Below are 18548 nucleotides of genomic sequence, written 5' to 3' on the forward strand. Positions count from 1 at the left end.
CGCAAGACCGTTCAGGCGAACACATGCGCCTTGCCCGACACCGTCAGCCGGACGATCTCGCCAACCGTCGGTGTGTCCATGCCCGGCTTGCGCAGGACCAGTGGCGTGTTGCCGATCGCGGCTGCGTCCGGCGGATCGGGACTGTTCAAGAGCCGCACCGCGATGGTGCACATCGAGCCGGCGAATTCGGATTCCGTGACCTCGCCGAACAGCATGTCCGGCGTGCCCGACATGCCTTCGCGCGATGTCCGTTTCAAAAGCACCTGTTCCGGCCGCAGCATGATGCGGACGAGATCGCGCCGCTCGGTGCTGTCGACGGCGATGCGGCCGAGCGGCGAGCTGGCGAAGCCGTCCGCGATCCTGGCCGGCAGGATGATGGCGTCGCCGAGGAATTCGGCGACCATCCGGTCCTTCGGCTTGAGATAAAGCTCGCGCGGCGTGCCGACCTGCGAGAATTTGCCGTCGCGCATCACCGCGACCTGGCTGGCAAAGGACAGCGCCTCGGCCTGGTCGTGCGTGACCAGGATCGTGGTGATGCCGGCGGTCTCCAGAAGCTCGGCCACCGCCTTGCGCATCGAGGCGCGCAGGCCGGTGTCGAGCGCCGAGAACGGCTCGTCGAGCAGCATCAGCCGCGGCTTCATGGCCATGGCGCGGGCCAACGCCACACGCTGCTGCTGGCCGCCTGAGAGCTCGTGCGGCCGCCGTTTCAGGATCGCCTTGTCGAGCCCGACGATATAGGCGAGCTCGGCGATACGCTCGCTGCGCTTGTCCTCGTGATGCCGCATGCCGAAACCGATATTGGCGGCGATGCTCAGATGCGGGAACAGGGCGCCGTCCTGCGCCACCACGCCGATGCCGCGCCGATATGCCGGCACCGCGGCGTCGCCATTGGCCAGCACCTCGCCGTCGAGCACGATGCGACCCTGGTCTGGCGCTTCGAAGCCGGCGATCAACCGCAGCAGGGTCGTCTTGCCGCAGCCTGACGGTCCGACGATCGCCGTGCGGCTGCCGCTGGCCACGCTGAGGTCGACGCCGGCCAGTGCGGCCACCGGGCCGTAGTGCTTGTGCACATCGGTGAGTTCGAGGAAGCTCATCGTCCGGCCATCCGCTTCGACTGGATGTAGAGCAGCCAGGTCAGCGGCATCGACATCGCCACCATGATGAGCGCGTAAGGTGCGGCGGACGCATAGTCGATCTCGCCGCTGTGGGCCCAGAACGCCATCGCCAGCGTGCGGGTGCCGTTGGGCGCCAGCATCTGGGTGGCGGTCAATTCGTTCATGATGCCGAGCGCCACCAGCGCCATGCCCGCCGCGGCACCCGGCGCCGACAGGCGGATCGTCGTCGACCACAGCGCCCTGAGCGGTGACCGGCCGAGACTGGCGGCGGCGCGCTCGAGCTCGACCGGCGCCTGCGCGATCGACGCTCGCAGGCTGATCAGGGCGCGCGGCAGGAACATCAGCGTATAGGCAACGAGGATCGTGAACAGGGTCTGATAGAGCGGCAGAGCGATGCGAACCGTGATGGTGACCAGTGCCAGCGCCACGACGACGCCTGGCAGCGAGCCGACGATGTAGTTGCAGCCCTCCAGAAGGCGCTGCAGCGGCCCCGGCGCGCGGATCGAGATCCAGGCCATCGGCATGGCGGCGATAGTAGCGAGCAGGGCGCCGGCGAGCGCCAGGAACAGGGTCTGGCCGAGCGCCAGGCCGATCTCATCGAGGCGCCAGACATCGGCGCCGCCGGCCACAAGCCAGCGGCCGATGGTGACTAACGGCACGCCGAGCGCCAGCAGCGCGGTGACAACGGGCAGAGCCAAGCACGGGATGGTGGCGCGGCCGAGCCTTGTGCGTTGCTGCTGCCGTGCGGCGCCCGAGCCGACGCGGGCATAGCGCTCCTCGCCGCGCACCAGCACTTCGATCCCGAGCAGCACGAAACAGCATGTCACCAGCACCGCAGCCAGCATGTTGGCGGCGGGGCCGTTGAAGGTCGACTGGAACTGGTCGACGATCGCCGTGGTGAAGGTTTCGAAGCGGATGAACACGTAGAGGCCGTACTCGGCCAGGAGATGCAGGCCGACCAGCAGCGAGCCGCCGCAAATGGCGAGCCTGAGCTGCGGCAGCACCACCCGCCGGAACACGCGCCATGGCCCGAGGCCGACGGCTGCAGCGGCATCTTCGAGAGCAGGATCGAGCCGGCGCAAGGCTGCCGCCACCGGCAGATAGAGGAACGGGAAATAGGCGACGACGGAAACCAGTACGCCGGCCCACAGCCCGTGCAGTCCCGGCACCAGGGTAATCCAGGCGTAGCTGTGGACGAAGGCGGGGATGGCGAGCGGCGCCACTGACAGCCAGGCCCACAGCCGGGCACCGGGAAGGCTGCTGCGTTCGGTCAGCCAGGCCAGCGCCACCGAGAGCACGATGCAGATCGGTACCGCCAGCACCACCAAAAGCAGGGTGTTGACCAGGAGCTCGCCTACGCGCGGCCGGAAGACCAGTGCCGATACGGTGTCCCAGCCGGTCTGCAGGGCAATCCAGATGATGAAGGCGAGCGGCAGCAGCGAGAAAAGTGAGACCAGGAGGGCGGCGAGCGAAATCCAGGATATCGGCCGCTGGCGCCTCCAATGCGCAGCCACCATGCCGGTCGGCAAGCCTGAACGTGCAAGGTCGGCCGCAGGCAGCATCAGCTCAGACGCCGAGCCGTTGCCGCCCGCTGGCGGAAACGGTCGCACAGCCGCAAACACGGCCAAAAATGCAGCTTGTCGTCATGGACGAATGCCACCTCGAAAAACAGAGCGCTCCTGCGGAAGCGAATTCCCGCAGGAGCGCAGTCGGCTGCCGTTTTAGGACGAACGCGAACTAAAGCAAGCCGGCTGCCGTCATCAGGTCGGTCACCTTCCTGGAGTTCAGCGTCGTCGCGTCGACCTTCGGCGCCTGCAGATCGGCCAGCGGCACCAGCGCCGGATTGGACTGCGCGCCCTTGCCGACCGCGTATTCGAAGGAATTGCCGGTTTTCAGCACATCCTGACCACCCTTGCCGGTCACCCATTTCAGGAAGGCCTGGGCTTCCTTCGGGTGCTTGCTGGAGGCCAGCACGCCACCGCCGGAAGCCGAGACGAAGGCGCCCGGATCCTGGTTCTTGAAATAGTGCAGCCCGACGTTCTTGCTGTTCTCGCCGGTCTTGGCCTGGTCGCCGTAGTAATAATAGTGATAGATCACGCCGCCATCGACCTCGCCGGCATTGACCGCCTTCATCACCGTGCTGTTGCCTTTGTAGGCGGTGAAGTTTTCCTTCATCGCCTTCAGCCAGTCGGCCGTTGCGGTCTCACCCTTGAGCTGCAAAAGCGCGCTGACGATCGCCTGGAAATCGGCGCCGGACGGCGAAGCGGCCCAGCGTCCCTTCCAGCTCGGATCGGCGAGTTCAAGCAGCGACTTGGGCAACTGCTCGGCAGTCAGCTTGGTCTTGTTGTAAGCAAAGACGGTGCTGCGCGCGGCGATGCCCACCCACTTGCCGCTGGCCGGCTGGTACTCCTTGGGAATCTGCGCCAGCGTGTCGGCGTCGACCGGCGCGAACAGGCCTGATGACTCGACCAGCACCATGGCGGGCGAGTTTTCCGTCAGGAACACGTCGGCCGGCGAGGCTGCGCCTTCGGCAACGATCTGGTTGGAAAAATCGCTGTCGCCGCCGTGGCGAACAGTAACCTTGATGCCGGTTTCCTTGGTGAAACCTTCCACCCAGGCATTGGTCAGGCTCTCATGCTGGGCATTGTAGACGACGATGCCGCTGTCCTGGGCCATAACCGGGCTGGCGACCAGGCTGATTGCAAGTGCTGTGGCTCCGGCAAGGACGGAAAGAGCATGTTTCATGGACGTCATCCCGCTCGATCTCGATGGTCTTTGATTTTAGCATGGCTGCACTATCAATTCCTGATCGGGGTAGTCAAGATTGGTGAGCTGCGTAATCGTGCGCCGGAGGTGAAACCTTCGTGATATTCCTTACTTTGGCTTGGACATTATTTCGCCGGCCACGTAACAAATCAGCGCCGAGGCGCGAATTATCGGGGAGTGAACTCTTGTGACCGGCAAGGACGAGGCCGAGCTTTCCCGGCTGATGCGGGCCGCGATCGCGGGAGATGAAAGGGCCTACGCCGACTTTCTGCGCCGGACGGCTGCCCTCGTTCGCGGCTTCATCAGGCGCAAGATCGTTCAGGGCGGGGTCGATCCCGAGGATGTCGTGCAGGAAACCTTGCTGGCTATTCATGTGAAGCGGCATACCTGGCGCCAGGATTTACCTGTGCTGCCCTGGGTCTACGCCATCGCGCGCTTCAAGCTGATCGATGCCTTTCGACGGCGCGGGCGGCGCATCGAGATCGAGATCGACGAGATCGCCGAGACCTTCGCCGAACCGGAGGCCGAAACGGTCAGCGGGCGCGACATCACCCGGGCCCTGGACGGCCTGCCGCCGGCGCAGCGTTCGGTGGTTTCGTCGGTGTCGGTCGAAGGCCGTTCCATTGGCGAGACGGCAGCGAGGTTCGGTATCAGCGAGACGGCGGTGCGCGTGTCGCTGCATCGTGGGCTCGCCGCCATTGCCAAACGGTTCGGGGCCAAACAGATCAAGCAGGAATGACATGAGGACCGACGATCTCATCAAGGCGCTCGACGCCGATACCCGCAGCACGGCGATGCCGCTTGGCTCGGCCTGGTGGATAGGCGCCGGTGCGGCTACGCTGATCGCGGCGGTGGTGTTCTGGCTGGCGGTCGGCCCACGCACCGACATCGCGACCGCCATCTATACGGCGCGTTTCGTTGCCAAGTTCGTGTTCACGATGGCTCTGGCGGTCAGCGCCTTCGCCTTGATCCGCGCCCTGTCGACACCCGGTGCAACGACGGGCAGGGTGGCCGCGTGGATGATTTCTGCACCGCTGCTGGTGGCCGTTGCGGTGGGTCTGGAACTCCTTTCGGTGCCTGCGGCAGACTGGGGCCGGCGGCTGGTCGGCAGCAACATGGTTATCTGCCTGACCTTCATTCCGCTGATCGGCATCGGTCCGCTTGCCGTCTTCCTGGCGGTGCTGCGCTATGGCGCGCCGACGCGGCCGGTGCTTGCCGGCACCGTGGCGGGCGTGCTCGCCGGCGGGCTGGCGGCAACTTTTTATGCCGCACACTGCTTCGACGACTCGCCGCTTTTCGTCGCCACCTGGTACACGATCGCGATTGCCATCCTCGCCGCACTCGGCGCGCTCGGCGGGCGGCTTTTGGTGCGCTGGTAGTGGCGGCCCCGAAAACGGGTTCGACTTCCGCAAAGCAGCGCGAGGCTGGATATCGGTATACTCGTATACGAAGGAGCGCCATGGGGCCGCTGTCGCCTGCAATGGCATGCCTTAGCGCGTCGGAACCGGATGCTCGCCGCGATAGTCGTAGAAGCCGCGTCCGGTCTTGCGGCCGAGCCAGCCGGCCTCGACATATTTCACCAGCAGCGGGCAGGGCCGGTATTTCGAATCCGACAGGCCGTCATGCAACACCTGCATGATCGACAGGCAGGTGTCGAGGCCGATGAAATCGGCAAGCTGCAGCGGTCCCATCGGATGGTTGGCGCCGAGCCGCATGGCGGTGTCGATCGCGTCGACCGAGCCGACCCCTTCATAGAGCGTGTAGATCGCCTCGTTGATCATCGGCAGCAGGATGCGGTTGACGATGAAAGCCGGAAAATCCTCCGAGACGGTGATCGTCTTCTCGAGATGGTTCACATAAGCCTTTGCCGCTTCGAAGGTCTGGTCCTCGGTGGCGATGCCGCGCACCAGTTCGACCAGCTTCATCACCGGAACCGGATTCATGAAATGGATGCCGATGAAACGCTCCGGCCTGTCGGTCTGCGCGGCGAGACGTGTGATCGAGATCGACGAGGTGTTCGTCGCCAGGATGGCTTCCGGATTGAGCTGCGGGCAGAGCTGGGCGTAGATCTTGCGCTTGACCGTCTCGTCCTCGGTCGCTGCCTCGATCACCAGATCGGCACCGGCAAGGTCGGCCATGGTCGGTGCTGACGAAATGCGCGCCATCGCCTCGTTGCGCAGCTTTTCCTCGAGCTTGCCGGAGCCGACCTGGCGGGCCATGTTGCCGCTGATCGTGGCGATACCCTTTTCGATGCGCTCGGGCGAGATGTCGTAAACCAGCACCTTGTAGCCCGCCAGCGCGGACACATGGGCGATGCCGCCGCCCATCTGGCCCGCCCCGATGATGCCGATCGTCTCGATCTTGTTCATTACACCGATCCCGTCAATTGGCCTTTGCGGCCTGCTTTTTGTGCGGTGCAAACTAAAAGGGCGGGGCGACTTCGTCTACCCCGCCCTTCACAATTTAATACGCTTTGGCAGAAGGCGTCAAAGCGCCTTTTGCAGTTCCGGCAGAATGACGAAAAGGTCGCCGACGAGGCCGTAGTCGGCAACCTGGAAGATCGGCGCTTCCTCGTCCTTGTTGATGGCGACGATGACCTTCGAATCCTTCATGCCGGCGAGATGCTGGATGGCGCCGGAGATGCCGACGGCGATGTAGAGATCGGGTGCGACCACCTTGCCGGTCTGGCCGACCTGCCAGTCGTTCGGCGCGTAGCCGGCATCGACTGCGGCACGAGAGGCGCCGACGGCGGCGCCGAGCTTGTCGGCGATCGGCAGGATGACTTCCTGGAACTTCTCCGAGGAGCCCAGCGCGCGGCCGCCCGAGATGATGATCCTGGCCGAAGTCAATTCCGGACGATCGGTCTCGGAAAGCCTGTTCTCGACGAAGCTCGACAGGCCAGGATTGACTGCTGCCTGAACCGTCTCGACCGGGGCTGAACCGCCCTCGGGTGCAGCCTGGAAGGAGGCGGTGCGCACGGTGATCACCTTCTTGGCGTCGCTCGACTGCACCGTCTGGATGGCGTTGCCGGCATAGATCGGCCGCTTGAAGGTGTCGGGCGAGACAATCTCGATGATCTCCGACACCTGCGCGACATCGAGCAGGGCTGCCACGCGCGGCGCGACATTCTTGCCCGAGGAGGTCGCCGGCGCGACGATCGTGTCATAGGCATCGGCCATGCCGACGACGAGCGCCGCCAGCGGTTCGGCGAGACGCTCGGTGAGCTCGTCGGCTTCGGCAAGCAGCACCTTGCTCACGCCCTTGAGCTTGGCGGCGGCGTCCGCTGCCGGCTTGGCGCCGTTGCCGGCGACCAGCACATGCACGTCGGAGCCGATCTGCAGTGCCGCCGAAAGCGCCTTGGCGGTCTGGTCGGAAAGCGTCGCATTGTCGTGTTCGGCAATCAGAAGAATTGTCATCTTTTTTGTCCCTTCCCAGCCCTACAGCACGCCGGCTTCGTTCTTGAGCTTGTCGACCAGTTCGGCGACGCTCTTGACCTTGACGCCCGCCTTGCGGCCGCCCGGCTCCTCGGTCTTGATTACCTTCAGCCGCGGCTTGACGTCGGCGCCGTAATCGGCGGGAGATTTCTCGTCGAGCGGCTTCTTTTTGGCCTTCATGATGTTGGGCAGCGAGGCATAGCGCGGCTGGTTGAGGCGAAGATCCGCGGTGACAATCGCCGGCATCTTCAGCTCCACCGTCTGCAGGCCGCCATCGACCTCGCGCGTCACCTTGGCCTTGTCGCCATCGATAACGACCTTGGAGGCAAAAGTGCCTTGCGCCCAGCCCAGAAGTGCGGCCAGCATCTGGCCGGTCTGGTTCGAATCGTCGTCGATCGCCTGCTTGCCGAGAATGACGAGACCGGGCTTTTCCGCCTCGACCACGCCCTTCAGCACCTTGGCGACACCCAGCGGCTCGGTCTGCTCGTCGGTCTTGACCAGGATGGCGCGGTCGGCGCCCATGGCGAGCGCGGTGCGCAAGGTCTCCTGCGCCTGCTGCGGCCCGATCGAGACAACGATGATCTCCTCCGCCTTGCCGGCCTCCTTCAGCCGGATCGCCTCTTCGACCGCGATCTCGTCGAACGGGTTCATCGCCATCTTGACGTTGGCGAGTTCCACCGCCGAACCGTCAGCCTTCACACGAACCTTGACATTCGCATCCACAACCCGCTTCACGGGCACAAGGATCTTCATTTGCCTGTCACCTCTTTCACGATAGCCACCTCTTTCAAGATAGTCGGGCGCGCTATAGCAGTGTGCGCCTCTTCAGAGTTGTCGAAAGCCGACATTCCGGACGGAATTCTGGTCTCCGACCGTCTAAAGCGCGTCGTATGTGGCCGACCTCACGCGACGCGCTTCAGGTTGTGTGTTCCATGCATGCCGTTATCGCAAAACCGCTGCACAGTTTTGCGCGACATGCATTGGTGTGGGAACGCTTCCGTAGTTGCGGCGACCCCGCACGTCAATATCCGGGACGCGCCCAAATCATCCGCGCCGCACTCAAATCGGTTCAGTCGGGACTGGAGGCGGTTCCCCGTCCCCAGCGCGACGCCGGCAGCGGTTCGCCTGGCGCCGGCTCTGCGGCAACAGGCATTTGGCCGGCGACCACCGCTGCCTCTTCATCCGCACCGGCAAGCAGCGGTACGGCGCGGTTGCGCAAGACGAGCACCAGCACGGCCCCGGCGATGATGCCGCCGACATGGCAGGCCCAGGAAATCTGATCCTCGCCACCGGCGGCGAACATCACGATCTGGAACAGGATCCACAGGATGAGCGGGATGAAGGCCGGGATGCGCAGCGGAATGCGGGCGAAGGCCAGCACCCATACCTTTACCCTGGGATAGAGGATCAGATAGGCGGCGACCACGCCGGCAATGGCGCCTGAGGCGCCGATCAGCGGAACCTGCGAGTCCCACGCGATCAGGCCCTGGAAGAAGGCGCCGGCGATGGCGCAGAGCAGATAGAAGGCGAGAAAGCGGATATGACCGAGCGCGTCCTCGACATTGTCGCCGAACACCCACAGGAACAGCATGTTGCCGCCGAGATGGAAAATATCGGCATGCAGGAAGGAATAGGTGACGTAGCTCAGGCTCTCCGGGATCACGACAAACTGCGGAGCCAGTTCGGCGCTGTCATGGACGACCGACGGGATGAAGCCGAGCCCCAGCACAGCCGCGTTGGTGAACTGCTCGCCGCCAAGCGCGGTGGCGAAGTAGATGAGCGTATTGAACGCGATCAGGCCGATCGTGACATATTGCTGCTTGATGTGGCGCAGCCGGTTGGTGTCATAGAGCGGGATGAACATCGGACCCCTCCGCCTCGGCAGATTCAGCGGTTTTTGCCGGGAACCCATAGCACATCGGCGTTTCCATTGTCATTGACCGCGCGTGCGGCGACGAACAGAAAGTCCGATACGCGGTTGATGTATCTTATCGCCTCGCGGCTGACGTGCTCGCCTGGGGTTTGCGTCAAAGCCACCATGATGCGCTCGGCCCGCCGCGCCACCGTGCGGGCGAGGTGAAGGGCCGCCGCCGCCGGCGTGCCGCCGTTGAGCACGAAGGATTTGAGCGGCTGCAAATCCTTGTTGAGCAGGTCGATGTCCTTTTCGACGCGGTCGGTCTGCACAGCGGTGATGCGCAGCGGCTCATAGCCGAGCGGCTTGCCGTCGTCCGGCACCGCCAGATCGGCGCCGAGGTCGAAAAGGTCGTTCTGGATGCGGCCGAGCATCGCGTCGATCGCCGGGTGTGTTGCCGCGGTGTGGATGCGGGCCATGCCGATGCAGGCATTGGCTTCGTCGATCGTGCCATAGGCGTCGATGCGCAGATCGGATTTCAGCCGCCGTTCACCGGTGCCGAGGCCGGTGGTGCCGTCGTCGCCGGTGCGGGTGTAGATCTTGTTGAGCTTGACCACGCTCTGCCTCCCGAAATCGCCACCCTCGTCACTTGCGGGTGAAATACACCGCCAGCATGATCAGCACCACTGCCACGAACTGCAGCAGCACGCGCGTCTGCATCAGCTTGTTGGAGGTCATGCCGGAGCCGCCGCGCATCATATTGATGAGGCCGCGGATCAGCACGATCACCACGGCGACCATGACGAGAACAGCGAGGATGTTGAAGACGGTTGCCATAGAGTGTTTCCAGTCGATTGCGTTCAGGCGCGTTTGGCAAGCAGGCGGTAGAGCATTGATGCCGGCAGGATGCGTTTGAGGACAACGCCGATCCTGGCCGGCACCGTTACCACATAATGCGGACGCGGGCGCCGCGACAGAAGCGCATGGCGCAAGGCCGCATGAACCACCGCCGGCCCGGGCTTCAGCCGTGACGTGCTGCCGCCGGCCTGCAGCCGTTGCAGCTGCGCCTCGTAAGCGAGGCGGTGCACGGAATTCTCACGGTCGATATTCCTGAGAAACCACACAAGGCCGTTGCTGGCGATCTTCGATGTCACTGGCCCCGGCTCGATCAGCGAGACATGGATGCCGCTGCCCTGGAGTTCCTGATGCATGCACAGCATCAGCCCTTCGATCGCGTGCTTCGATGCCGAATAGGCGCCGCGAAAGGGCAGCGGCGCCAGGCCGAGGATCGAGGAGCAGTGGACAAGACGGCCATGGCCCTGGCGCCGCATCACCGGCACGACACGGCGGGTGAGGTCATGCCAGCCGAAGACATTCGCCTCGAATTGCTCCCTGAGCGCCGCGACCGGCAGGTCCTCGACGGCGCCGGGCTGGGCGTAGGCGCCGTTGTTGAACAGGGCATCGAGCCGTCCGCCGGTACGCTCCAGTACCGACGCCACCAGCGTCTCGATGGATCCCGGTTCGCAATAATCCAGATAGAAAGCCTCGATGCCGTCGGCCTCGAGGGCGGCGATGTCCTCCGGCTTGCGTGCCGTCGCGAACACCCGCCAGCCTTCCGCCTTCAGCGCCCGGGTGCAATAGGCGCCTATCCCGGAAGAAGCTCCGGTGATGATGATGGTGCGCAACTCTTCTCCAGGAGGAAGCGTGTTTTGACCTAGGCTTGCCATTTGCCGCAATCCCTTCCCATATTCGCGGCGTCGAGACAATCGAAGGGAACGCGGTTCTTGTTGCGGAAGATCGTAGCCCTCAAGCGCGTGCTCTATGACGCGTTCGGCCATTTCGATGCAGACGATGGCTGGGCGATGGCCAGTCATCTGGCGATCACGGCGCTGATGGCGCTGTTCCCTTTTCTGATTTTCGCCACGACGCTGGCCAGCTTCCTCGGCGCACAGGCTTTTGCCGACACCGCCGTGCATATCGTCTTCGACACCTGGCCCGAGCAGATCGCCGAGCCGATCGCGCGCGAGGTGCTCAACGTGCTCACCGTGCAGCGCACCGACCTGTTGACCTATGGCGTGCTGCTTGCCGCCTTCTTCGCCTCGAACGGCATCGAGGCGCTGCGCACCTCGCTCAACCGCGCCTACCGCGTTTCCGAAACGCGCGGCATCATCTACCGCCGGGTACAGAGTATCGCCTTCGTGCTGATCGCCACGGCAGGTTTTCTGGCGATCAGCGTGCTTCTGGTGTTTGCGCCGTTGCTGGCGCGGCTGGCCGAGGCCAATTTCGAATGGGTAAAACCCTATATGGGAACGATCACGCTGTGGCGTTACATCATCGCCTCGGTCGTCATCGTCGGCGGGCTGTTCGCGGTGCATTACTGGCTGCCTGCGGGCAAGCGCCGCTTCGTCTCGATCATACCGGGCATCATCTTCACGCTGATTGCCTGGCTTATCGGGTCGACCATCTTCGCCGCCTATCTCGACCGTTTCTCGTCCTATGTGACGACCTATGCCGGCCTTGCGTCGATCATGGTCGCGGTCGTCTTCCTCTATATGGTCTCGGCGATCTTCATTCTCGGCGGTGAACTCAATGCCGCGATCAGCCGCTATCTGGAGGCACGCGCGCGCGTTGGCTGATTCTTGTTTTCAGCATGATCTTTTCCGAAAATCGGTTCCCACTTTTTGGGATCATGCTTTGGTTGGCTGAGCGGTTGCCAGCCCGACGCCGAGCGTCGCGATCGCCATGCCGACGATCTGGACCAGGTTCAACTGTTCGCCGAACAACAGCCAGGCGATGACCGCGGTGACGGCCGGGACCAGATAGAACAGCGAAGCGACTTTCGACATCTCGCCGTCGCGGATCATTACCATCAACAGGAAGATGGCGCCGATCGACAGCACCAACACCAGCCATGCCATGGCGAAGATCAACTCGCCATTGACGATGACGGTTCGCGTCTCGAAAGCGAGCGAGGCCAAAGCCATCACCGATGCACCGCCGACATATTGCCAAGTGGTGGCCGCCACGAGATCGCCGCCGGAGGCGAAGCGCTTCTGCCAGATCGTGCCGGCGCTCATGCCAAGCACCGAGACAAGCGAGGCGGCCAGCGTCTCGGCCGTCACGTCGCCGCCAAGCGTCCCGAGGTTCGGCCAAAGCACGATGACCACGCCGGCAAGCCCGACAGTGAGGCCGGCCCAATGGCGCGGCAGGATCGCCTCGCCGAGAAACCGGCCGGCCATCACCGCGGTGATCAGCGGCTGCAGCCCGACGATCAAGGCCGATAACCCGGCCGGCATGCCCCTGTGGATGGCCCAGAACACGCCGCCGAGATAGACCCCATGCATCAGGATGCCGGCGCCGGTCGCGTGAAACGCCTCCTTGCGCGTCGCTCGCCTGGAGCCGAGTGCTGCCATCAAGGCGGCCAACAGCACGGCGGCCAGCACGAAACGAGCGGCCAGGAAGGTGAAAGGCTCGGCCCACGGCATGGCATAACGCGCGCCGATGAAGCCGGTCGCCCACAGGACGACGAAAGAGGCGGGGATGAACCGCTTGATGCTGTGCATTTTTGAAAGGCTGCCGCGTGCTCGGTGAGGGGTTTTGTACGGGACCGCTGTAATGCGGTTCAACCCGGCTAGCAAAACCAAACGGTTGATCCATAGGCTCGAATGAAGGATGCGCTCTGGATCAGGGAGGATCAAAAACGCTGCTGCGGTGCAGAACCTTTGATAGCGGAGGGACAGCGCCCCCCTCTGTCCTGCCGGACATCTCCCCCACTTGGGGGGAGATTGGCAGCTTTGGCGTACCGCTCGCTCCCGCGCCGGTGGCGGTTCGGCAAGGCGGTGGTGACGGCGATCTCCCCCCTTGTGGGGGAGATGTCCGGCAGGACAGAGGGGGGCGCCTCGCTCCGCCATCAAAGGTTCTGCACCTTCGTGACGCTCTGAGGTAACGGAATTGATTTAAATCCCAACCAACCGCCGGACGTCTTCCGGTGATGCGCCGGCCTCGCGCAAGGCGGCAAGGCCGGTATCGGCAAAACTCTTCGACAGCTTTCGTCCGTCCGGGCCCAGGACCAGACGATGGTGGAAGTAGCTTGGTTGCGGCAGGCCGAGGATCTCCTGGAGCAGGCGCTGCACGCCGGTGGCGGAATAGAGGTCCTGGCCGCGCACGACGTGGCTGATGCCCTGCAGCGCGTCGTCGACGACGACGGCGAGATGATAGCTTGTCGGGATTTCACGGCGCGCCACGATCACGTCGCCCCAGTCCTGCGGGCGGGCTTCTATCGTGCGTGTCGTGGAAAGGCTTTCATCGGAAAATTCCAGCCATGACAGACCCGTGCCGACGCGCGCCATCGCAGCATCGACGTCGAGCCGCCAGGCGAAAGGCGCATTCTCGGCCATCCGTCGCTGGCGTTCCCTCATAGTCAACGCCTTGTCGACGGCGGGATAGAGCGGCACCCCGTCCGGGTCGCGCTGCCAGTCGCGGCCGCGCCTTTCGCGGTCGGCAATGAAGGCGCGGATTTCGCCACGGCTCATGAAGGCCGGGTAGACGAGTTCCTCGCTGATCAGCCGATCGAGCACCGTCTGATAGTCCGAAAAATGTTCGGACTGACGGCGCACCGGTTGTTCCCAGCCAAGCCCGAGCCATTCCAGGTCGCGAAAAATGCCGGCCTCGAATTCCGGCGTGCAGCGCGTCGTGTCGATGTCCTCGATGCGCAGCAACAGCCGCCCGCCGGTTGCGCTGGCCAACTTTTGATTGAGCAGCGCCGAATAGGCATGGCCGAGATGCAGTTCGCCATTCGGGCTCGGCGCGAAGCGGAATGTCAGGAGTGTCATCGTTCGGCGGCAATCGGGTTGTGCGGCGCTTTCGCCAGTTGCTACTTTGCGCCTGATTACATCTGCCACTTTGCGCCGGGAACAAGCAGACATGCAACGCATCGCCACGCTCGACGACGTCTCGCAAGGGCTCGACGCGCTCTGCCTGCTCGACCCGCGCCTGGCAAAGGTGCGCGGCATGGCCGGCGAGGTGCCGCTTCGGCTGTCCGAGCCGGGGTTCAGAAGCCTTGCCTCGATCATCGTCTCGCAGCAGGTATCCCGCGCCAGCGCCGACGCGATCTTCGGGCGGCTGACAAAACTCGTCGATCCGCTGACGCCGCAAGCCATCCTTGCCGCTGACGAAGCCATCTTTCGCGAAGCCGGACTGTCGCGGCCGAAACAGCGCGGGCTGATCGCCGTCGCCCAGGCGGTGGTCGATGGGCTCGACCTTGATCATCTCTGTTTGCTCGACGCCGCGGAGGCGATCGCGGCGATGACCAAGGTGTCAGGCATCGGTCCGTGGACGGCGGAAGTCTATCTTCTGTTCGCCGCCGGCCACCCCGACGTCTTCCCGGCACGCGACGTTGCCCTACAGAGCGCGGTGGGCCACGCGCTCGGCATCGACCCGCGCCCGCCCGAGAAAACGCTGATCAAGCTCGCCGAATCATGGAGCCCGTGGCGCGGTGTCGCATCACGGCTTTTTTGGGCGTATTATCGTGAAACCCGGGGCAGGGACGCCGCGCCGCCTGGCTGAATCCGTAAAAAAGCATGAAAATCATGCATTTTTAGCGCTGCGATTGATCGACAAGCCGCTTCACATCCCTGTCATGTCGGGCTTACAGTATCCGCGGCGACAGGCTACAGCGCCGCGCATCCAGTTGGATGCGCAAAGGACGCTGTAGGACTTTTTGAAGCTGCGCATGATCCCTTCCGAAAATCGAACCGATTTCGGGGTCATGCGCTGAACCAAGGAGGTCAATGACGTGACGGTTGCCGTATCTCCGGATGGGCTTCCAGCACTGGTGCTGAACGCGGATTACCGTCCGCTCAGCTATTACCCCCTGTCGCTCTGGTCGTGGCAGGACGCCATCAAGGCGGTGTTCCTCGAGCGGGTCAACATCGTCGCCGAATACGAGCACGCGGTGTCGTCGCCGACCTTCTCGATGAAGCTGCCGAGCGTCGTCAGCCTGAAAGCTTATGTGAAGCCATCGCGGCATCCGGCCTTCACCCGATTCAACGTCTTCCTGCGCGACCGTTTCCAGTGCCAGTATTGCGGCACGCCGGAGGATCTGACCTTCGACCATGTCGTTCCCCGCCATCGCGGCGGCGCAACGACGTGGGAGAATGTCGTCGCCGCCTGCTCGCCCTGCAATCTGAGGAAGGGCGGCATGATGCCGGCGCACGCCAAGATGTGGCCGCTGCAGAAACCTTTTCAGCCGACGGTGCACGACCTGCACAACAATGGCCGCTTGTTCCCGCCCAACCATCTGCATGAAAGCTGGATGGATTATCTCTACTGGGATGTCGAACTGGAGCCATAGAGTTCGGCAGAAATCCGCCATGCCGGTCGCCTGACGAAGCTTTCTGCGTTTCCGGTGCTCACGTAGTTTCGTTGCCGCATGTCCTTGTCGGAAAAACGGGACCACTTTTCCGGGACATGCGGGAAGTACGCTCCGCTCCGGTTCTCGAAAATCACTTCATACGACTCAGCCTGCCGAATTCTTGAATGATCTCGCGTCGGCCCAAAAGGGTGAAGCGCTCAGTCGCGGGCAAAGGCGCCGCGGAAGGCGATGACGGCCAGGACGAAGCTGGCGATGGCGTTCCAGCCGGCCAGCGACAGGCCAAGGATGCGCACGGCCGCCTTGTCGCAGGAGGGCGGGACGAATCTGTCGAGCGCATCGAGCACGCCCTTGCCGCCGGTATCGACCGGACCGGCAGCCGCTGCACAGTCGGTCGGCCCCGGCCACCACGCCCATTCGACACCGGAGTGATAGACGCCGAGATAGACGCCGTAGACCATCAGCAGGCCGCCGACGGCCAGCAGGCCGCGTGTCAGCCACGCGGGGGCGCGCAATGTCGACGCAGCCGCCGCCAGCAGCATCAGCGGCACGCCGATGTAATAGGGGGTGCGTTGCTCCAGGCAGAGCTTGCAGGGGATGTAGCCGCCGAGATGCTGGAAGGCCAGCGCTGAGCCGACGGTGGCGGTCATGGCGGCGGCGAGGAACAACGCCGTCCGCATGCGCTGGCGTCCAGGGTCGGCATTCACGGTCGCTGTCATCGATCTGCCGTTCGCCTTGTTGTTGAGCATCTTTTCCGAAAGCCGGCGCCCACTTTTTGCTACGCTGACCTTCGGTTCGGCATGCTCTAAAACGCGTATTTGACGACGATATAGAGCGAAATCAGGGCAGCGGCGCCAGCGCCGGCGATCATGCCGAGGCGTTTTTCGATGAACTCGCGGATCGGTTCGCCATAGCGGCGCAGCAGCCAGGCGAGGAACAGGAAGCGGGCGCCGCGCGCCACGATCGCCAGCACGATGAACAGCAGCAAAGGCGTGCCGATGACGCCGGACAGGATCGTCACCACCTTGATCGGCGGCAGATGGGCGAGGCCGGAGGTGATCAGCATCAGGACGATGAATCCGGTGCCCGCCGAGACGCGCAGTGTCTCGAAGTCGTCATACTTGCCGTAGAATTCAAGGATCGGCCGCGCCACCGAGTCATAGGCGTAGTGGCCGATGTACCAGCCGGCTATGCCACCCAGAACGGAGGCCAGCGTGGCGACCAGCGCGTAGCGATAGGCGCGATCCGGCCGCGACAGCGCCATAGGCAGATAGAGCACATCGGCCGGCACCAGAAACACCGAGCTTTCGACGAAAGCGATGAAGGCCAGCCACCATTCGGCGGATTTCTTCGCCGCCAGCGACAAGGTCCAGTCGTAAAGTCCGCGAAGCATCGGCACTCCTGATGCACGTCGCCCAAAATGCGCAGCGCCTTTGGGACAACAATGCATAAAAACCAAGACCAAAGCGCGCCAGATGAATCTCTCCAGACGCGACGCGCTTCAATGCGCTGCCTGTCTAGAAAGATTTTTCGCGCCGCACAATGGCCGTAGCTCACGAAATCGAAAGGCCGCGGCCGAGCGAAAGCCACATGCCCGGAATTGGCCACCCCGAATTGGCCAGTTGACGAACAGGCCTCCAACCGTATAGTCCGCGCCCATCCAGGCCGCCCGGCCTGAGCCCCTATGGCGGAATTGGTAGACGCGCTCGACTCAAAATCGAGTTCCGCAAGGAGTGCTGGTTCGATCCCGGCTAGGGGCACCATTTTCTACCCGAGACACCTTGAAAGCTCGGTGGGAGGTTATCCCAGGCGCACCTGGGATACCCCAATTGAGGCCGGGCCATTGCGTAGACTAAGTCGCCATTACATCGGCCCCGGCACCATCTTGGTCGGCTGCTCCGGCATCGGAAACGCGTAATTGTCGCATTTCACGTCGGGGTTCGTCGGGCTGAACATTCCAAGTGGGTTGTCTTTGAACAGCCAGACGTGAAGATCGTAATGGTAGAACTCCACCGGAATAAGCGGATAATGCCCCTCCATCGGCCCCTGGAACGTCTGTCCAAACAGTTTCGGCGGCTCCTTGGTGTCGGGCGTCAGCGGAACAAGCCATTCCACGGCAACCAGGCGCAAGCCGCCGTCGACCGGCTCATAGATAAGGACATTGGGGCGCGCCGGATCTGGTGTCGGGCTGACGCTCGCGACGTTGACGAAATGAATGCCCATCGCGCCCTTCGGGTAATCCATAGCTCCAGCCACTTTTTCGCCGCTGTAATAAACGCATCCGACCGTCGACAGGTAGAGGTCGCGAATGGCGGCCTTGTAGTCTTCGTACTTCGAAAGCGATTGTTTCAGGGCATCGATCTCGACCTTGCCGGGCTCGGCGGCCTGACCCGCGGCCGCAGTCAGGCAGGCGCCGATGAGGCCGGTCAAAGCGAGAATACTGCGACGCCTGAAGTGAATTGTTTTCGTCATGCATTCCTCCCAGATTTTTGTTCTGGCCGTGCAGCACCGAGGCGGCAATGATGCTGGTTGCGCGGCCGAGATTGTCGCCGATGCTAATCCTTTCCGCTGGTTGGGAGAATTAACCCTGATGACCTAGGCCTTAGACACAGTTCTTCGACTGAGTCTGAAAGGGACTGTGGACGGTCGCTGCCGCCGGCCTGCAGCTGCCAATTTCCAGCGCTGGTGATTAGCGTAAGCCCCCTGCGCCTTCGTCATTCCCAGGCCGGAGCAAGGAGCGAAGCGACGCGGCGGCGCGGTAGACCAGGCGATGGTCCTGGATGATGCGCCGCGACCATCAGCCGTCGCTGCCCCTCTCTGCCTTCTCCCCTTGTGGGGCCCGAAGGGCGGGCGAGGCCCGTGACTCGCCCCGGGCGGTGGATTGGCGCGCAGCGCCAAGACGGTTGCTGGACGGAGCGCTGTGGGTGCCACTGGAGCACCCCTTGTGTCTCTAGAATCATGCATGATCGGGTTGGCGGGTGACCCGGGTCATGACCGGATCACCCGCTGCG

20 protein-coding genes and 1 tRNA gene are annotated in these 18548 nt (G+C 63.6%); 6 read left to right on the plus strand and 15 right to left on the minus strand.

The genetic code is table 11. From position 1 onward, the window contains the following. Nucleotides 1-11: 11 nt before the first annotated feature. The 3 genes from AC0L28_RS20360 to AC0L28_RS20370 all read right to left on the minus strand — a co-directional run bounded on the left by AC0L28_RS20360 (nt 12) and on the right by AC0L28_RS20370 (nt 3860). A complete protein-coding gene (locus AC0L28_RS20360) occupies nt 12-1094 on the minus strand; it encodes an ABC transporter ATP-binding protein (protein ID WP_128176056.1) in 1083 nt (360 codons plus the stop codon). Continuing rightward, nucleotides 1091-2677 (minus strand): ABC transporter permease, encoded by a 1587-nt coding sequence (locus AC0L28_RS20365; RefSeq protein WP_473479850.1) that lies wholly within the window; start codon nt 2675-2677, stop codon nt 1091-1093. Before AC0L28_RS20365 ends, AC0L28_RS20360 begins: the two co-directional genes overlap by 4 nt. 175 nt (nt 2678-2852) lie before the next feature. Further along, nucleotides 2853-3860, minus strand: a complete 1008-nt coding sequence (locus AC0L28_RS20370; protein ID WP_473479853.1) for an iron ABC transporter substrate-binding protein — start codon at nt 3858-3860, stop codon at nt 2853-2855. A 208-nt stretch (nt 3861-4068) separates the two neighbouring features. On the opposite strand from AC0L28_RS20370, the gene AC0L28_RS20375 reads away from it, so the two are divergent. Further along, nucleotides 4069-4620, plus strand: a complete 552-nt coding sequence (locus AC0L28_RS20375; protein WP_473479856.1) for a sigma-70 family RNA polymerase sigma factor — start codon at nt 4069-4071, stop codon at nt 4618-4620. Between the two features lies 1 nt (nt 4621). Beyond that, nucleotides 4622-5260, plus strand: a complete 639-nt coding sequence (locus AC0L28_RS20380; RefSeq protein ID WP_473479859.1) for an NrsF family protein — start codon at nt 4622-4624, stop codon at nt 5258-5260. 111 nt (nt 5261-5371) lie between these two features. Here AC0L28_RS20380 and AC0L28_RS20385 read toward each other — a convergent pair whose 3' ends face one another. The 7 genes from AC0L28_RS20385 to AC0L28_RS20415 form a co-directional block, all read right to left on the minus strand. After that, nucleotides 5372-6250, minus strand: a complete 879-nt coding sequence (locus AC0L28_RS20385) for a 3-hydroxybutyryl-CoA dehydrogenase (RefSeq protein ID WP_023797239.1) — start codon at nt 6248-6250, stop codon at nt 5372-5374. Between the two features lie 117 nt (nt 6251-6367). Continuing rightward, nucleotides 6368-7297 (minus strand): electron transfer flavoprotein subunit alpha/FixB family protein, encoded by a 930-nt coding sequence (locus tag AC0L28_RS20390; RefSeq protein ID WP_287121924.1) that lies wholly within the window; start codon nt 7295-7297, stop codon nt 6368-6370. A 21-nt stretch (nt 7298-7318) separates the two neighbouring features. Continuing rightward, a complete protein-coding gene (locus AC0L28_RS20395; protein ID WP_023797241.1) occupies nt 7319-8068 on the minus strand; it encodes an electron transfer flavoprotein subunit beta/FixA family protein in 750 nt (249 codons plus the stop codon). Between the two features lie 316 nt (nt 8069-8384). Next, nucleotides 8385-9179: a rhomboid family intramembrane serine protease gene (locus tag AC0L28_RS20400; RefSeq protein WP_128168702.1), complete on the minus strand. Its 795-nt coding sequence runs from the start codon at nt 9177-9179 to the stop codon at nt 8385-8387. Between the two features lie 23 nt (nt 9180-9202). Beyond that, nucleotides 9203-9784 (minus strand): cob(I)yrinic acid a,c-diamide adenosyltransferase, encoded by a 582-nt coding sequence (locus AC0L28_RS20405; RefSeq protein WP_027153365.1) that lies wholly within the window; start codon nt 9782-9784, stop codon nt 9203-9205. 28 nt (nt 9785-9812) lie between these two features. Beyond that, nucleotides 9813-10004, minus strand: coding sequence for a twin transmembrane helix small protein (locus AC0L28_RS20410; RefSeq protein ID WP_473479864.1), 192 nt, complete (start codon nt 10002-10004; stop codon nt 9813-9815). A gap of 23 nt (nt 10005-10027) precedes the next feature. Beyond that, nucleotides 10028-10894, minus strand: coding sequence for an SDR family oxidoreductase (locus tag AC0L28_RS20415; protein WP_419694855.1), 867 nt, complete (start codon nt 10892-10894; stop codon nt 10028-10030). A 57-nt stretch (nt 10895-10951) separates the two neighbouring features. Between AC0L28_RS20415 and AC0L28_RS20420 the strand changes: the two genes are divergently transcribed. Further along, entirely contained in the window at nt 10952-11803 is an 852-nt protein-coding gene (locus AC0L28_RS20420; RefSeq protein ID WP_031254136.1) for a YihY/virulence factor BrkB family protein, read from the plus strand. Between the two features lie 51 nt (nt 11804-11854). On the opposite strand, the gene AC0L28_RS20425 is transcribed toward AC0L28_RS20420, so the two are convergent. Both AC0L28_RS20425 and gluQRS read right to left on the minus strand, forming a co-directional pair. Then, on the minus strand, nt 11855-12730 hold the full coding sequence (locus tag AC0L28_RS20425; protein ID WP_473479867.1) for a DMT family transporter: 876 nt from the start codon (nt 12728-12730) through the stop codon (nt 11855-11857). Between the two features lie 393 nt (nt 12731-13123). Beyond that, nucleotides 13124-13999, minus strand: coding sequence for a tRNA glutamyl-Q(34) synthetase GluQRS (gluQRS, locus tag AC0L28_RS20430; protein ID WP_419694853.1), 876 nt, complete (start codon nt 13997-13999; stop codon nt 13124-13126). Nucleotides 14000-14090: 91 nt separating this feature from the next. On the opposite strand from gluQRS, the gene AC0L28_RS20435 reads away from it, so the two are divergent. Then, the gene (locus AC0L28_RS20435; protein WP_473479871.1) at nt 14091-14732 is read left to right on the plus strand and encodes a DNA-3-methyladenine glycosylase family protein; all 642 of its coding nucleotides are present in this window, start codon (nt 14091-14093) and stop codon (nt 14730-14732) included. Nucleotides 14733-14961: 229 nt separating this feature from the next. Next, a complete protein-coding gene (locus AC0L28_RS20440) occupies nt 14962-15519 on the plus strand; it encodes an HNH endonuclease (protein ID WP_023797250.1) in 558 nt (185 codons plus the stop codon). Nucleotides 15520-15737: 218 nt separating this feature from the next. On the opposite strand, the gene AC0L28_RS20445 is transcribed toward AC0L28_RS20440, so the two are convergent. Together AC0L28_RS20445 and AC0L28_RS20450 are read right to left on the minus strand one after the other, a co-directional pair. Then, the gene (locus AC0L28_RS20445; protein WP_128246126.1) at nt 15738-16256 is read right to left on the minus strand and encodes a disulfide bond formation protein B; all 519 of its coding nucleotides are present in this window, start codon (nt 16254-16256) and stop codon (nt 15738-15740) included. Nucleotides 16257-16342: 86 nt separating this feature from the next. Beyond that, nucleotides 16343-16930, minus strand: coding sequence for a YqaA family protein (locus AC0L28_RS20450; protein WP_091600122.1), 588 nt, complete (start codon nt 16928-16930; stop codon nt 16343-16345). A gap of 285 nt (nt 16931-17215) precedes the next feature. On the opposite strand from AC0L28_RS20450, the gene AC0L28_RS20455 reads away from it, so the two are divergent. After that, a tRNA-Leu gene (locus tag AC0L28_RS20455) sits at nt 17216-17300 on the plus strand. A gap of 100 nt (nt 17301-17400) precedes the next feature. On the opposite strand, the gene AC0L28_RS20460 is transcribed toward AC0L28_RS20455, so the two are convergent. Beyond that, entirely contained in the window at nt 17401-18009 is a 609-nt protein-coding gene (locus AC0L28_RS20460) for a hypothetical protein (protein ID WP_128246128.1), read from the minus strand. Nucleotides 18010-18548 lie beyond the last annotated feature (539 nt).

The organism is Mesorhizobium sp. WSM4847 (assembly GCF_055811335.1).